This is a genomic window from Trichocoleus sp. FACHB-46 (assembly GCF_014695385.1).
Taxonomy (GTDB): Bacteria; Cyanobacteriota; Cyanobacteriia; order FACHB-46; family FACHB-46; genus Trichocoleus.
The window spans coordinates 199,635-214,395 of record NZ_JACJOD010000014.1 but is presented as its reverse complement, the minus strand read 5'-3'; the positions used below and the strand labels follow the sequence as shown (position 1 = coordinate 214,395).

At 48.3% G+C, this 14,761-nt stretch carries 15 protein-coding genes; 6 read left to right on the top strand and 9 right to left on the bottom strand.

All coding sequences use genetic code 11. The annotated features are described in order from the left end of the window. Positions 1–62 precede the first annotated feature (62 nt). Positions 63–1,361, top strand: a complete 1,299-nt coding sequence (locus H6F72_RS11295; RefSeq protein ID WP_199299033.1) for a hypothetical protein — start codon at positions 63–65, stop codon at positions 1,359–1,361. 10 nt (positions 1,362–1,371) lie between these two features. Here the strand turns inward: H6F72_RS11295 and eis are convergent, their stop codons facing one another. After that, complete coding sequence (eis, locus tag H6F72_RS11290) at positions 1,372–2,637, bottom strand: enhanced intracellular survival protein Eis (RefSeq protein ID WP_190434858.1); 1,266 nt, start codon at positions 2,635–2,637, stop codon at positions 1,372–1,374. A 346-nt stretch (positions 2,638–2,983) separates the two neighbouring features. Here eis and H6F72_RS11285 point away from each other — a divergent pair, with 346 nt between their 5' ends. The 3 genes from H6F72_RS11285 to H6F72_RS11275 all read left to right on the top strand — a co-directional run bounded on the left by H6F72_RS11285 (position 2,984) and on the right by H6F72_RS11275 (position 4,469). Then, a complete protein-coding gene (locus tag H6F72_RS11285; RefSeq protein WP_190434856.1) occupies positions 2,984–3,700 on the top strand; it encodes a hypothetical protein in 717 nt (238 codons plus the stop codon). 132 nt (positions 3,701–3,832) lie between these two features. Then, a complete protein-coding gene (locus H6F72_RS11280) occupies positions 3,833–4,147 on the top strand; it encodes a nucleotidyltransferase family protein (protein ID WP_190434854.1) in 315 nt (104 codons plus the stop codon). After that, positions 4,128–4,469 (top strand): DUF86 domain-containing protein, encoded by a 342-nt coding sequence (locus H6F72_RS11275; protein ID WP_190434851.1) that lies wholly within the window; start codon positions 4,128–4,130, stop codon positions 4,467–4,469. Before H6F72_RS11280 ends, H6F72_RS11275 begins: the two co-directional genes overlap by 20 nt. Before the next feature lie 67 nt (positions 4,470–4,536). Here H6F72_RS11275 and aroF read toward each other — a convergent pair whose 3' ends face one another. From aroF to H6F72_RS11240, 7 genes are all read right to left on the bottom strand, one after another. Further along, a complete protein-coding gene (aroF, locus tag H6F72_RS11270) occupies positions 4,537–5,595 on the bottom strand; it encodes a 3-deoxy-7-phosphoheptulonate synthase (RefSeq protein WP_190434848.1) in 1,059 nt (352 codons plus the stop codon). 138 nt (positions 5,596–5,733) lie between these two features. Continuing rightward, entirely contained in the window at positions 5,734–6,213 is a 480-nt protein-coding gene (locus H6F72_RS11265) for a PAM68 family protein (RefSeq protein WP_190434844.1), read from the bottom strand. 13 nt (positions 6,214–6,226) lie between these two features. Then, the gene (gene rpsO, locus H6F72_RS11260) at positions 6,227–6,496 is read right to left on the bottom strand and encodes a 30S ribosomal protein S15 (RefSeq protein ID WP_190434841.1); all 270 of its coding nucleotides are present in this window, start codon (positions 6,494–6,496) and stop codon (positions 6,227–6,229) included. Between the two features lie 158 nt (positions 6,497–6,654). Further along, a complete protein-coding gene (locus H6F72_RS11255) occupies positions 6,655–8,310 on the bottom strand; it encodes an alpha-amylase family glycosyl hydrolase (protein ID WP_190434838.1) in 1,656 nt (551 codons plus the stop codon). A gap of 241 nt (positions 8,311–8,551) precedes the next feature. Beyond that, the gene (locus tag H6F72_RS11250; RefSeq protein WP_190434836.1) at positions 8,552–10,222 is read right to left on the bottom strand and encodes an alpha-amylase family glycosyl hydrolase; all 1,671 of its coding nucleotides are present in this window, start codon (positions 10,220–10,222) and stop codon (positions 8,552–8,554) included. Between the two features lie 121 nt (positions 10,223–10,343). Next, positions 10,344–10,970, bottom strand: a complete 627-nt coding sequence (gene ruvA, locus H6F72_RS11245) for a Holliday junction branch migration protein RuvA (protein ID WP_190434833.1) — start codon at positions 10,968–10,970, stop codon at positions 10,344–10,346. Positions 10,971–10,984: 14 nt separating this feature from the next. After that, complete coding sequence (locus H6F72_RS11240; protein ID WP_190434830.1) at positions 10,985–11,731, bottom strand: sucrose-phosphate phosphatase; 747 nt, start codon at positions 11,729–11,731, stop codon at positions 10,985–10,987. Between the two features lie 288 nt (positions 11,732–12,019). Between H6F72_RS11240 and H6F72_RS11235 the strand changes: the two genes are divergently transcribed. Both H6F72_RS11235 and H6F72_RS11230 read left to right on the top strand, forming a co-directional pair. Continuing rightward, entirely contained in the window at positions 12,020–13,267 is a 1,248-nt protein-coding gene (locus H6F72_RS11235) for an MFS transporter (RefSeq protein ID WP_190435106.1), read from the top strand. A gap of 184 nt (positions 13,268–13,451) precedes the next feature. Next, positions 13,452–13,919, top strand: coding sequence for a hypothetical protein (locus H6F72_RS11230; RefSeq protein ID WP_190434829.1), 468 nt, complete (start codon positions 13,452–13,454; stop codon positions 13,917–13,919). Positions 13,920–14,074: 155 nt separating this feature from the next. On the opposite strand, the gene hisIE is transcribed toward H6F72_RS11230, so the two are convergent. Further along, positions 14,075–14,725, bottom strand: a complete 651-nt coding sequence (hisIE, locus tag H6F72_RS11225; protein WP_190434826.1) for a bifunctional phosphoribosyl-AMP cyclohydrolase/phosphoribosyl-ATP diphosphatase HisIE — start codon at positions 14,723–14,725, stop codon at positions 14,075–14,077. Between the last annotated feature and the right edge of the window lie 36 nt (positions 14,726–14,761).

Here is a 14,761-nt window from a genome sequence, read left to right as displayed (position 1 = left end):
AATCCGGGATTTTAATGACTGGCCCGATTAGGATAGTAGGTAATCAAGTTTAATGAGTTTCTATGGCGTCTCCCTTAGGCGATCGCGGCGGGCGTCAGGACACCAGCCCTGGTAATCATCCCTCTTTATCGTCAACTCAAAGCGACGGTATGGCTTGGCTGGACTCCGCGCAAATGTTTCAGTTGATTGATAGCCTGCTCCCTTTTGAGGCTTGTCTCTATCACCAAGTGCTGCCTTTATCCGTAGAAGGGAGCCGCATGAACTTAGGTATGGTGAATTTAGAGGATACAGCCGCTTTAGACTATGTCCGCAGGATTTTGGCTTATATCAACTGCTCATTAGTCCCTCGCTCCATCTCCTCAGAAACTCATCAGAAAATGCTCTCTGCTTATCTCAGCCACGCAGATCAGCAGAAGCAGAAGTCGCAGAAAGCGGCTCCTAGGCTCGCTCAACCTTCTACGCCTAGCTCCACCTCCAAACCTCGCCCCACCGATCCGTCAGAGCGCAACAACCAACCAACCCTAGTGGTGGACAGCCCCGAAAGGCTAGACATTCCTGGACTCAAAACAGACGAAACTGAGTTCATGGCACCAGCCGCCACATCTCCTAGCCCTAGCAAACCTGCGTCTACCAAACCAGTCGCTAATTCTACCAAGCCGAGCCCTGCCTCAGAGATTTCTGCGCCTCCAGAGGTGCCTCCAACGTCTGCTGTTCCAGCGCTGCCAGTCTTAGACGTGCACCCACAACATTTATCTAGCTCGATTGAGGTACTCACCGCCCTGCCGCCCAAGAATTTGCTGGATGAACTGCTAGGGCGAGTCTTGGTGGGTGGGATTGGTCGGCTTTATTTTGAGCGACAGCAGCATCAGGGACGGATTCTGTGGAGCCAAAATGGGGTTCTGCAATCCGTTTTAGAAAATTTGCCTGCTGCTGTCTTCCAAGGCGTGATCAACGAACTGAAGCGGCTGACAAACCTACCCATGATTCCTGTCGAGAAGCCGAGGCAGGAAGAAGTCGAGCGCCTGTATCAACAGTCTCGTCTCCTGTTACGGTTTCGGGTTATGCCTGGTACCTATGGAGAAGAAGCCACACTACAGGTTTTACGAGGGGCAGCCTTAAAGTTTTATCAGCAGCAGCAATTAGCTAACCTCAGCCGAGATGCTTTGGGTATTGCTCAGCAATTGCAGCGCAAGTTGGATGAAATTCGCGATCGCACCCAAACGGATTTGAGCTTGAATGGTACGCCCTTAGACGCTTTGCCTGCTCTGAATCAGCTTCTGCAAAGTGTTGATCAGCAACTCAAGAATTTGAACGCCTTCCAAGCTACTAATGCTGTGGACGAGTCAGAAGAAGACGCTTAATAACGCTGGATTAGAAATAGTCCCAGCAGAAGGGAGGCGTGCATTGCCAAGCGGCATCCAACTTTTGCAGCAAAGCGCGATCGCCCTCGTACTCAATTTCTCGCGTCCAAACCATTTCTGTCGCCCGTCGCAAGCCACAAAATAGTTCGGTCAAGTGTTCCACAGAAGTCTTCACGACCGCAGGCACAGGCTGCGCCACGGGGTGCATTCGTTCTGCCGTAAAGTTAGCCGTGATCGTCTGGTCGCCCAGGATTGGATCGCTGACTTGGAAAGTCAAGATAAAGGGAGAACCCTGCTTGACTGGACGGAGCCGAAAAGCGGTGGTTAGATCCACCAAGCGCCACATGAAACCACCGCCAATCTCGCCAAAGCGATGGGTAAAGCCATAGAGGCGGGGAGCTTGGTTCACCTCTAAAACCCGGTGCTGCTCCCGCACTAAATAGGGAAACGGGTCTTCTGGGTAAGTGTTCCAAACTACGGTGTGCACTTGATCTCGCAACGCTGAGAGAAAACCTAAAATCCCCCGATAAGCATCAGCGTTTAGCGCCACCCATTCTTGCACCACCACAGAGAGCGTACCGGGAAGAGAATCCGCAGCCGCATATTGCAGAATCATGTAGCCGAGTAGCTTACCTGCTTCTTGATAACAGTAGATTTCTTTTCCGGGTTCTGGCTTCAGGCGGGGTTGCCACTGTAGCTCTTGCCGTTGCAACCACCCATTCCGCCGCAAAGCTGAGCGTTGATATGCGTCTTGCAGGGCTGGTTGATGGTGTTTCGGGTCGTAGGGCACCATACCAAACCGCTCTGGATACAGCGGTAGATGCTTTGCTGCCACGGTATATTGGTGCAGCCGCCCCACCCAAGCCCAACCCAATTGCCGATAGAAGCCGTGCTGAAACGGGTAAAGCATGGCTAGGGGTATTTGCTGCGATCGCCATTCTTGTACCCCTTGCTCCAACATAAACCGCGCAATTCGCTGGCCCCGTCGCTCTGGAGCTACCGCCACCCCAGCTACTCCCGCTGTGGTAAACCCTTGCCCTTCCAGCACGACGCTGAGGTCAAGCTGAGCATAGGTCGCAACAGCCTGCCCAGTTAAGTCATCCACGGCAAGCATGTGCTGGCGACCCGGTAGGTTCAGCCCTTGACCATACCAATCGCGTTCAATCTCAGCAGGCGATCGCAAGGGAGCAAAGGCTAATCGGTCTAAGTTAACGACTTGGGGGAGGTCGGTTTCTTCGGCTTGTCGCAGCGTAATCCCGGTCAGGTTTGTGGTCATGACTCAGCCAGTCTGAAGGCTACATCCCTAGGTTATCTTTCCTACCAAGAAATTTACCCATAACATAAGCTTTCCCTCAGAAAATATAACTAGAGAAGTGGTGAGAGGGCTGAGAGAGGGGCGATCGCACTATCACCTCTAAGTTTGAGCTGCACTATCTGACCATAAATTTTTTCAGACAAGAGTATGCTTTCTATTACTCTTTTACCAAAGTTTCACAAAGATTGAATAAATAAAAATCTTCAACGAACAATTTTTGACTTACTAATGACAGACAAATGAATTTTGATACTATTGGAAAGTGAGTTTTCTAAGAACTCATCAGTAATTCTTCAACACAATTAATATGCAGAGAAATTGGATATACGAGTTAGAAGAATATCTAGCAGAGAAGTATGCCAATCTTCCGGTTCATGAGTCTGTAGCAGATGGTAAACCTGCTTTGCGTATCGATCCTGCCCTAGACAGCGATGAAGCAAAATATTTTATCTTAGGGTTAGAAGCACAGCTCTTTAGTATTGATGAAGGAGGCTATGCTCAAAGTTCCCTTCTACTGACAGCAAGTGGAAGCAAAGGGCAACAAAAAGGTTTTCAACTATTCTGGCATTTTGCTTATAAGGGTCGTAGGACACGGGCTTTATTTCGGGAGGGTATTAGTCAACTTTCAGCTGCATCAGCATTAATCTTGAAATATGGTTGGGACATATCCCAGGTGCAGATAGAAGCGAGAAGAGAGGATTTTGGAGCGTTAGCTCGTGGAGTCGATCTGGTCATAAAATCTCATGCCGGCAACATTATGATCTGTGGAGAGGTGAAAAAAGATAGCCGGGAGTTTGAGAAATTAATTGAAGACTATCATTATTGCTGTCAACAGGGTCAACATAGCAAAAATGACTGTAAATGCAAGTCAAATCATCCTAAATATGAGCTTTGCGCTTTTGCGAAACCCTTATATTTTTGGGCAGTTGCCCCAGGCCGAGAGATTTGCTACAAGTTGTCTTACCGGGACGAAAAAATACTTCTAGAAGAAGTTGTCTCACTACCTCATCGCAGCGAAATATAAGTATCTGCTTGATGCATCTTTGTGGCTAATATATTTGGTTCTTACATTAGTCAACAGCTGACTTTATCCAACAGGTTTCTAATTTGTAAAGCTTGAGTCAAGCGATCGCAGCCTAAGTAGGTATCAGTTAAAATGCCTGTTCAAACCAAAACTCAAGTACTTGATCTTCTGAAGCAACATCAACAGGAATTACGGCGTTTTGGTGTTCAACGTTGTGGTATTTTTGGTTCCTTTGTGCGCGATACTGCAATTCACGAGCAAAGTGATGTTGATGTTTTGGTCGTTTTTGAGCCAGAGCAAAAGACATTCGACAACTTCATGCACCTGTCTTTTTTTCTAGAAGACCTCTTTGGTCGAGCCGTTGACCTACTTACAGTTGAGTCTTTAAGCCCCTACATTGGCCCGCGCATTCTAGAAGAAGTTGAATATGTCTCTGTCAGCCCGTGAATATTTACAGCACATTCTTGATGAGACCGCTTACATCCTGGAAAGTTCTGCGGGTTTAGAGAAAGCAACCTTTGTGCAAGACGAAACACTCAAACGAGCTTTTGTACGGAGTATCGAAATAATTGGTGAAGCAGTCAAGCGAATTCCTGAGCCTTTACGTGAGAAATACCCTGATATTGAATGGCGAGCAATGGCTGGGATGCGCGATCGCCTAATTCACAAATATTTCGGCGTTGACTACGACATTGTGTGGGATGTGATTGCCAATAAAATTCCTTCACTAGATGCAGAGATTCGACAAATTTTGGATCAAGAATATTGATCAAAAAAAGGAGAAGAGTTTTGAATTAGCTCTCCTCCTTTCCTTGATTTATTAAAGTTGCCGAGCTTTAAACGATCGCTGCCGCAGATTGAGGCCAACGATTCACAGCGTTACCCACTACTGCTAGCTCTTTCATCAACTGGTCAAAGCGATCGGGTGTGAGGGATTGAGGGCCATCGGAGAGGGCTTTCTTGGGATTGGGATGGACTTCGATCATCAGTGAGTCAGTGCCACCTGCGATCGCCGCCATTGCCATTGCAGGGACGTACTCTGCTCGGCCTGTCCCGTGGCTGGGGTCAATCATGATCGGGAGGTGGGTGAGCGATCGCAGCACAGGCAACACAGACAGATCCAGTGTATTGCGGGCATATTGGCGATCGAACGTGCGAATGCCACGCTCACACAAAATCACGTTAGAGTTTCCCGCAGCTAGAATGTACTCCGCTGCCATCAGCCATTCTTCGATCGTGGCCGACATCCCCCGCTTCAGCAGCACAGGCTTATCTTGAGCCCCCACCTTCTTCAAGAGCGAGAAGTTTTGCATATTGCGGGCACCGACTTGCACCACATCTGCCACTTCGGCAATCTTGTCTAAATCAGCCGCGTCCATGACTTCGGTGATAATTCCCAAGCCACTGGCATCACGAGCTGCGGCCAGCAGGTTCAGAGCGCTTTCCCCGTGGCCCTGGAAGGCATAGGGTGAAGTCCGAGGTTTGTAGGCACCGCCCCGCAAGAAATGTGCGCCTGCCGCTTTCACTCGCCGCGCCGTTTCCACAATCATTTCTTCGTTTTCGACCGAGCAAGGACCTGCTACCACGACTACCGGGTGATGTTCACCAATATGGACAGGACCATTCGGTGTAGAAACGACGACATCGCCCGCTTCTCCGTGGCGGTACTCTCGGCTGGCTCGCTTAAATGGTTGCTCAACTCGTAAAACTTGTTCAATCCAAGGGCTAATTTCTTGAATTTGTAATGGGTCTAGGTCAACTGTTTCCCCCACTAGACCCACGACAACTTTGTGTTTCCCAACGATCTTTTCTGGTGTCAGACCCCAAGTTGTGAGTTCTTGGGTAATACGAGCAACCTCGGCTTCCGGCGAGCCGCTCTTCATAACCACAATCATGCTGAAGTCCTCATGCTTAGAAGAGAGCGATTAGACTTAACGAACTATCCTATGTTTCAGGATAGCGATAACCGAATGGCTTGTGGGTCTGACTGGATTGAATTAAGCGATCGCCAAGAAAAATTCGCCTCGAAAAACTCAAGGCGAATCTTTTTGCTGTTTCGCAGAGCGCCACGCTCCGGTCATGCGGCCCCAGTTGATAGCAAACTCTGAGGCTCCTAGTAAGCTACCTGGTGCTTCTTCGTCCCAAGAGGCTGAAAGCACCCCGTAGGTCAGTCCCAAAACTCCTAGACCAAAAAAGCCCATGCTCACTAGTACGACTACTACGTTGGGCAGTTTGATCCAGTCGTGGCTGACAACCCAATAAGCCGCAAAAAATGTAGCCATCCCTAAACTCGTAGGGATACCACAGAAAAAAGCCATCCGACGAGCCATACGCTTGCTGACTACATCCGGAATCGCCATTTCCTGCTGAGAGGATTTTTGCGTACTGGCTTTAGGTTGGCTCTCTTGCTTCACGACTGGTTGAGGCTTAGAGCTTTCTGTTTTGGCAGCTTTTTTACGATTTTTAGTAGGTTCAAAAGGTAGGCGTGCTCGATCGTCAGATTCAGGAGCCATAACCGCTTACCCTCTAACCGCGAATGCCTAGCCGACCGATCAAAGCTCTATAACGTCCCTGATCTTGTTTCAGGATGTAAGCGAGTAACTGCTTACGATGACCGATCATTTTCAAGAGACCACGACGAGAGGCGTGATCTTTTTTGTTGGTCTTCAGGTGGTCACTCAGTTTGTTGATCCGCTCTGTGAGCATGGCAACTTGGACATCAGCAGAACCAGTGTCAGTCTCGTGAACCTGGTAGTCAGAAATGATTTCGTGCTTACGCTCTTGCAGCAGGGCCATGGATGCAGTTACTTCCTAATCATAAGTTCAGCAGTCTACCATCCTACCACAAGGATGCTGGACATTAAGCGTGAAACTGTTAAGGAGCACAGAATAAATAAACCTCAGACTTCTCCCCAAGCCCCTCTCCAAAGAGGAGAGGAGCTTTGAACAAAAGCTTAGGATTGCCAAACAAACACCTGAGCTTCGTAGCTACCCAAATCAACGATGAGGTTGTGGTCTCCCGACTCTACATCGTAGTCTCTAGTCCACTCATGCCAAGTGCCGTTGGCTGGGAAGTTGGGCACTTGATAGCCTGCCAAAAATTGGTCGGAGAAGTTGGCGACAACGGCGACTCTAGAACCTTCATCATTCCAGCGGGTATAGGCTAGAACTTTGGCCTCTGGGTTCTCGTGGAAGAAATCGACATTCTCGGTATACAGGGCGTGATTGCTCTTGCGGAGTTGGATCAAGCCTTTGTAGTAATCCCACAAGCTGCGATTCAAGTCATTTCCTAGCAAGGGCCATTCAATCTTTGCTTGGTCTACGGTTTTGTATTTGTACTCGCCAAATTCTTCACCCATCCAAACCAGTGGCACGCCCATTGCTGTCATCAGCAGCACTGCCCCTAGTTTGGCGCGCTTGAAGGCTTCTTCGTCAAAAATTTCGCGATCGCCCAGCTCGGCCAGGATGTGGTTGTGGTCGTGGTTGGTGAGGTAATTGACGATGTTGGTGGCTCCCATGAAGCCTTGCCGTCTAGCGTCAATCACATCTTTGAGCCGCTCCAGGTCAAAAGTATCGCCACAAATATGCTCTAAAACGCAGTGATAGAAACTATCGTGCCAGCAGCCATCCATCGGGCCATCGACGTTGGTGATGCTAGGGTTTTCGGGAATATGCTCGGCAATGTTGTAAAACGGTTTGCTACCTGCGGCTTGTTTCGCCTCTTGCACCAACCAGTGCATAAAGTCGTAGTTGGCGATTTGGCGAGCGGCATCGTAGCGAACGCCATCAATATGGTATTCCTGTGTCCAGAAGCGCACAGTATCACCCGCAAACCGCCGAGCGGGATAGGTGTCTAGGTTTTCGTCGTAGTGCTCGTAATTAAATTCTGGTCCCCAGTTGTTGTCGGGGTCACGGGGTTCGTGGTGATACCAATAGTCGTGGTCGATTTGGGTCAGGGGGCTTTCAGCTTCGGAGTGGTTGTAGATCCCATCCATGATCACGCGAATGCCACGGCCATGACATTCATCGATCAGGCGCTTTAGCTCCTCGGTGGTGCCATAACTAGATTCTGTCGCGAAGAAATAACGGGGGTTGTAGCCCCAGCTGTGGTCACCTGGATACTCTTTGACGGGCATCAATTCGATCGCGTTAATGCCTAGATCGCACAGGTAGTCTAACTTCTCAATCACGTGCTTGTATTTGCCACGAGCGTGGGGATCGTCTTCACCACCGGAAAAGTCGCCCACGTGCATTTCGTAAATCACTAGTTCATGGTCGGGCGGCAAGGGTTTGTCGTCATGTTGCCAGACGTAAGTATCGACAATTCTTTCCCCATCTTTGATCCGCACCACACCGTTTTGAGTAGGGTTATCAATATCCGTAGCGTAAGGGTCATTGACATCTACCCACTGATCGGGTTCAAAAAACCAGCTTTTTGATTGCACCCGGAATTTATATTGATAAACGCCATCTTTGAGTTCAACAGTGGTGCGAAAAAAACCATCTTTGTCTTTTTGCATGGGGATCTCTTCCCAATCAGAAAAAGACCCGACTAAAGCAGCACCTTCGTTATAGGGAGCAAATAAATTAAATTCAATAGGGCTTGACATAAAACTTTTGAAAGCAGTTGAGTTGAATCTAGGACGATTCTCTGATTTTTTTCTGAATTAAATCATCCCGCTAGGGTAAGGACAATCACAGGTCTGCTTTACTTTGATTTATGTCTTTAGGATGGGGGCGATCGCAATCTGATGGAAATTGAGGCATGAGAACAAACCGGGCACCCACAGGAGGTGCCCCTACAAGCAGTAGGCGTGTTGGTTTCAGGAAATAGGCGAATTAAAGCAGCTTTTAAGGCTGGTAGATAAATACTTTCGCTGCAAAATCTTTGAGTTCCGTAGTGAGGCAAGCATTTTCTACTTGGTATTGGCGATCGTTCAACCATTCATACCAATTGCCATCTTCTGGAAACTGCGGAATTTGATATTCAGGGAAGGATTGATCAGAGAAATTAGCAACGACTACGACTCTGGAACCCATATCATTCCAGCGCACGTAAGCTAATATTTGATTCTCGATATGTTCGTAGAAAAAATTAACATTGCTACTTTGCAGGGCTGGAATTTTTTTCCGCAAGGCAATGAGCTTTTGATAGTACTTGAGTAAGTCTTGGTTAAAATCTTGTTCTAATAAATGCCACTGCAATTTATTCGGCTGGGTTGTAGTTTCGGTTTTACGCTTATACTCACCAAACTCGTCGCCCATCCAAATCATGGGCAGACCCATTGCGGTCATCAGTAAGACTGCACCTAACTTGGCGCGTTGAAACGCTGCTTGGTCAAAGATGCCGCGATCGCCTAACTCAGTTAGAGTGCGTTCGCGATCGTGGCTGGCGAGATAATTTACGACAGAAGTGGCACCCGCAAAACCTTGGAACTTACCATCTAAGGCTTCTTTCAGCTTGGCTAAATCGAACCTATCGCTGCAAATATGCTCGATTGCAAAGATGCGGAAGCTTTCATGCCAACAGCCTTCAAATGGGCCATCCGGTTCTGTGACGCAAATGGCCTCTGGAATATGCTCAGCAATGTTGTAAAAAGGTTTGTTGCCTGCGGCTTTCGTCGCTTCCTGGGTTAGCCAGAACAAAAAGTCGTAGTTCCCCAACTGGCGAATCGCATCGTAGCGAATGCCGTCAATGTGGTACTCCTGCACCCAATAGCGCACGACATCGCCAATAAACTTCCAGGCTGGTTTGATGTCCAGGGTTTCATCGTAGCCATCGTAGTTAAACTCTGGCCCCCAGAAGTTGTCTGGGTCATCTGGATAGTGCATGTCGTGGTAGTACCAGTAGTCGCGATCGATCTTGAGGAGCGGGCTTTCCCCGTCTGAGTGGTTATAGATGCCATCGATCAAGACCCGAATGCCGCGCGCATGGCACTCATCAATAAATTTTTTCAAGTCTTCTGGATTACCGTAGCTGGACTCAGGGGCGAAGAAATAACGCACCAAGTAGCCCCAGCGGTAATTTCCGGTGTATTCCGTCACGGGCATGAGTTCGATTGCATTGATGCCCAGTTCTACGAGGTAGTCTAGTTTGGCGATCGCGGCAAGAAAATACTGCCCCAACGTCACCCCTTCAATTTCACCTACGAAATCTGCAATGTGCATCTCATAAATGACGAGTTCTTCGTTGGCAGGTAAGGGTTTATCATCGTGCTGCCATTCGTAGAAGGTGCTGACCTTTTCCCCATCTTTGACGCGCATCATGCCATTTTGAGTATTGAGGTCGATTTCGGTGGCGTAGGGATCGTTCACATCGAGCCACTGACCGTGCAAGTACTCAGTCTTGGACAGCACCCGAAATTTGTATTGATAAACTCCGTCTTCCAAGTCTACAGAGGCCCGATAGTAGCCATCTTCTCCTTTGGTCATCGGCGCCTCCTTCCAGTCTAAGAACGATCCGATGAGTGCCACTTTCTCGACACGGGGAGCAAATAAGCTGAACTCAATAGGGCTTACCATAGCTATCCTTTAGAAAACGGAAATTGAAATTACTGAGAACTTTATTACCAATTGTGAATTTTTTCGCTCAGCAACCACATCAGTCTCCAGGAGCACAGACAGCGACCAGAAGAGTGGTTTTCTATTGGCTAAGCCAGGCGATCGCTTCCCGAATCCAGGCATCGGGTTCGGAGTTTTTCGCCAGGCTGGTGTTTTGTCCTACGGCTTGCAGCGCTTGCATAATCTCGTCGCTGGTGTAGCCCAAAGCCAGCAGCGTCATTTCTACATCTTCTTGAATTTCAGGGGTGGGGCCAGCCGAGGGCAAGCTGGACAAGCCTGTATGTTGCCGCCACTCGGCCAGCTTGGTTTTGAGTTCTAGGGCAATCCGTTCTGCGGTTTTGGCTCCCACACCAGGGGTACGGGCCAAAGCTTTCGTGTTGCCAGAAACGATCGCCTGCACGAGGTCTTGCAGCCCCATTTTGTCTAGAAGCGCTACGGCGAGTTGTGGGCCAATGCCGCTGACGCTGACCAGTTGGCGAAACAAATCTCGCTCAGCGGCGGTGCCAAAGCCAAACAAAATCATTTGGTCTTCTCGCACTTGTAGATGCGTGAAGATTTGGACAGGCTCTCCTAAGTCAGGTAATTGTTGAATTAGGCGAGGGACTACTTGGATGTCGTAGCCCACCTGATTCACATCTAGAGTGAGAGTGACCCGATTGCTGGGATTTTTTTGGATGCTGGCGACGGTGCCCTTGAGATAACCAATCATCGTTTAGCAAAAGTTTAGAGAAAGCCGAAGTAGTTCAGACCTTCCAGAATACCGCCCGCACAGTGAGCTTTAGCTAAGTAGTGGTGCTCGAAGGGGTTGGCTTCGTGCCACGCCAACATTTCCGGTTGGGCGTTACCGACAATAATCCCTCGCTCCTTCTCCACTGAGAACAAAGCGCAATCATTGCCAGAATCGCCACACACCACAGTTTGGGCAGAGTCAATTCCCCAGGTTTGCCGCAAAAATGCCATTGCCATGCCTTTGTCTGCTTGGCGAGGCAAAATATCAAAGTCTTTGCCACTGCTATAAATCAGCTTTACTTCCAAACCGCGCTGTTTTAATAACGCTTCGATTTGTGGCAAAACTTCAACAGCGGCTTCTTCCGTCAAGAAATAACTGACCTTAAAAGGACGCTGTTCTGGCTCGGGTTGAGGTACTAGATCCGCAAAATGCGCCCCGGTAGCCACCACCACATCTCGATCCCAGTTGTGCGAGAGCTTGTCTGACCAAGTCGCATCTGGAGCGTCACTGCCGTTGTAATAAATTTCGGTGCCCACTGCCACGACGAGGGCATCTGGCTCTAGCAATTGCTGTTCGGCTTTGAGTTCTTGGTACGACGACAGCGATCGCCCGGTACTATAAACAATTTTGGTGCCATGCTCTTGGCGATGCTGGGCTAGCTTTTGGTTCAACACTTGGAGGGCGGCGGCATCTCCTACTAGAGTGTTGTCCAGGTCGGTTACAAATAGAAATTGCGTCACAGCTTCTTTACGCTCCGGTCACTCCATGAAAAGTTTAAGGGGAGCTTGCTGGAAATCGCTTCCTCTTCAGGAAGAATCATGATTGGAAGGCTGCGATCGCTCAAACCATTTGGAACCAGCCTAAATCTCGTCAATAGATGTCCTTAAAATGGGAGATTCTAAGCTGGGATGAAGCTGCAATATTGCAAGAAGTAGTGAGCAACGACCTGCGATCGCTTGATGAATAATGGTGCTTTTGCGATCGCTGAGATTGGCTTGACTTAGATTTAATTAGCAGGAGAGAGTCCCATCAATTCGCGATTTCCTTGGCTGCCCCAGTTCAACGCCCAAGTTTGGATTCTGGTCTTCGGTCGATTGCTCTCTCAAGTGGGCAGCGGTTTTACCCTATTTTACGCTCCCATTTTTTTCGTCAATCAGGTGCATTTGTCGGCAGCAGCTGTTGGTTTGGGTTTAGGTAGCGCCTCCATTTCTGGTGTTTTAGGGCGACTTGCAAGTGGCTCCTTGAGTGACTCTCCGCAGTTCGGCAGGCGACGAACCTTGCTGCTGTCGGCACTGGTTTCAGCGATCGCTTCTTTTGTCTTGGCTGCAACCACCAACTTCCCCATTTTTGTCATTGGCAACCTGCTGATGGGGTTAGGGTTGGGCTTGTACTGGCCTGCCACCGAAGCGGTCGTGGCCGATCTGACCACTCCAGACCAACGTAATGAAGCTTACGCCTTGACTCGGTTGGCTGATAGCTTGGGCTTAGGTTTGGGCGTGATACTTGGAGGAGTGCTAATCAGTGCTACGGGGGCTTATCGGACTTTATTTATTCTTGATGGCATTTCTTTCGTCGTCTTTTTTGGGGTGATTTACGCCGCGATCGCTGAAACCGTTAAACCCAAAAACGAGCCTCAGCAGTGGCTAAAAGGCTGGGGTGTGGCCCTACGCGATCGCGCTTTGCTAGTCTATGCGTTGGTGAATATTCTATTCACCACCTATGTCTCCCAAATCCAAAGCACGATGCCGCTGTACTTTAGCAACTTCGTCTCAGTCGGCAATTCTAGTCAAGGGTTTGCTCCAAAAGAAATTAGCGCTTTGTTTACGGCCCACTTAGTTTTATCTGTGCTCTGCCAACTTCCTGCTGCTCGTTGGCTCAATCGTTTTAGCCGTCCCCATGCCTTGATGATTTCGGCTCTGATTTGGGCGGTAGGCTTTGTGTTGGTGTGGGCCACTGGCATCAGTAACAGCGGGCAATGGTTGTGGGCTGGGTTAAGTTTGGCAGTCCTGGCGATCGCGAATGTGGCATACACCCCTGCCGCTTCTTCACTAGTAGTCGATCTGGCACCAGAATCCTTACGCGGTGTGTACCTCTCAATCAACTCGCAATGCTGGGCGATCGGTTATTTTATCGGGCCACCTTTGGGCGGTTGGGCGCTTGATCAGTCGAAGTTTGTGGCCCACAGTTTTTGGCTGGGCATGGCTTTGAGTATTGGCATTGCTTTACTAATTTTGAAGCATCTTAACGACCTATTAGCTGAAAAGCAGTTTTCATAGGACAGCCTTAATCTTAACTATCCAGGCAAGGGCTAGAAATTTGCATATCAATTATTCGGTTTTTTGACCACAGTGAGTTCTCCACAAAAATAAATAGAATTGTTAGAATAGAAGAGTAGAGCAAAGCTTACCTTAGAGGCTAAAAAAATGAAAACCAAAAGTAAAAAACAAGAATTCAATAATAATGAACAACAAAAAAATCTCTTCGAGTTCTCTTCTTTGCGTGGCTTTTTTAATCTTCTTTAATGTTTTTAATCCACCCGCAAAGGGAGATGGAATAGCTAGATATCGCCCTATTGAACCGTCCTTTGATAAAAACAAAGCTAAAAATCAAGGGCCACCCCTAAACCAAACGTTTATTATAAATAATAATCAAACACTCATAATAGACAGCTATAACAACAATGACTTACCTAAAAATATACAAAGTACAGATGACAAAGAAAACCCTCGCTCATCCTCGTCTGATGTCACTAAGCAAGAATCTCAGAGATCAAAAACGAGCAAAAGTGCAGTTTCAATAAAGCTTATCCTGACAATAGAAGTAATACTTTTCACTTTTATCTTATTTAACCCAAACCGCGATTTCAAGAATATACGTTCTATTATCGTCAAAATCCTAATAATACTTCTCGATAAAATTAACCGTTAAAATCAACCTAGTGCATTGTAGAGCTCGCTTCTAAGGTAAAGCTACAAAAACGACAAATAGGGAGGTGAATTAAACCTCCCTTTTGCTTTATTTTGCTCGCTGCGTTCAGCTTTGCTCACTACACCCTACATTTTTGGTTAGTGGATGGGTGAAATTTAACGGCGGCGTTCTTGTAATTTGCGGTATACGGCTTTAATGTCTACTTTGTGATGAGCTAGAGCCACCAGCGTGTGATAGAACAAATCCGCTACTTCTCCGGCGATCGCTTCAGCATCGTCATCCTTAAAAGCCATCACCACTTCTGCTGATTCTTCACCAATTTTCTTGAGGATTTTGTTGTCGCCCCCTGCCAAGAGCTTGCAGGTGTAGGAGTCGGGGCTGGGGTTGTCGCGGCGATCGCTAATCACACCAAACACTTGAGAGAGCGTATCGGCGGGTGGAGGAGTCACACCACCATCAACTTGATGGAAGCAACTGCGCTCTCCAGTGTGGCAAGCAATATCGCCAATTTGCTCCACGCTGACCAACAGGGCATCACTGTCGCAGTCGTAACGCAGCGATCGCACCCTTTGGGTATGGCCCGACGTTTCTCCTTTATGCCAAAACTCATCTCGTGAACGGCTCCAAAACCAGGTTTCGCCCGTTTCTAGGGTTTTTTGCAAGGACTCCCGATTCATCCAAGCCATCATCAACACCGTGCCGTCGAGGTGATCTTGCACAATGGCGGGCACTAATCCCTGCTCGTTGTAGCGAATTTGGTCTACAGGGATAGCTTGACGAAAAGCAGTTGATTCAGGAGCAGACATAACTTCAGAAATCTCAGCGGAGGTTGGTGCAACGTT

Coding starts and splice junctions, on each gene's coding strand:
- H6F72_RS11255 (WP_190434838.1), bottom strand. CDS start 8,310: ATGTCAAGCCCTATTGAATTTAATTTATTTGCTCCCTATAACGAAGGT.
- H6F72_RS11275 (WP_190434851.1), top strand. CDS start 4,128: ATGTCTCTGTCAGCCCGTGAATATTTACAGCACATTCTTGATGAGACC.
- H6F72_RS11280 (WP_190434854.1), top strand. CDS start 3,833: ATGCCTGTTCAAACCAAAACTCAAGTACTTGATCTTCTGAAGCAACAT.
- H6F72_RS11295 (WP_199299033.1), top strand. CDS start 63: ATGGCGTCTCCCTTAGGCGATCGCGGCGGGCGTCAGGACACCAGCCCT.
- eis (WP_190434858.1), bottom strand. CDS start 2,637: ATGACCACAAACCTGACCGGGATTACGCTGCGACAAGCCGAAGAAACC.
- rpsO (WP_190434841.1), bottom strand. CDS start 6,496: ATGGCCCTGCTGCAAGAGCGTAAGCACGAAATCATTTCTGACTACCAG.
- H6F72_RS11230 (WP_190434829.1), top strand. CDS start 13,452: ATGAACAACAAAAAAATCTCTTCGAGTTCTCTTCTTTGCGTGGCTTTT.
- H6F72_RS11250 (WP_190434836.1), bottom strand. CDS start 10,222: ATGGTAAGCCCTATTGAGTTCAGCTTATTTGCTCCCCGTGTCGAGAAA.
- H6F72_RS11265 (WP_190434844.1), bottom strand. CDS start 6,213: ATGGCTCCTGAATCTGACGATCGAGCACGCCTACCTTTTGAACCTACT.
- aroF (WP_190434848.1), bottom strand. CDS start 5,595: ATGATTGTGGTTATGAAGAGCGGCTCGCCGGAAGCCGAGGTTGCTCGT.
- ruvA (WP_190434833.1), bottom strand. CDS start 10,970: ATGATTGGTTATCTCAAGGGCACCGTCGCCAGCATCCAAAAAAATCCC.
- hisIE (WP_190434826.1), bottom strand. CDS start 14,725: ATGTCTGCTCCTGAATCAACTGCTTTTCGTCAAGCTATCCCTGTAGAC.
- H6F72_RS11285 (WP_190434856.1), top strand. CDS start 2,984: ATGCAGAGAAATTGGATATACGAGTTAGAAGAATATCTAGCAGAGAAG.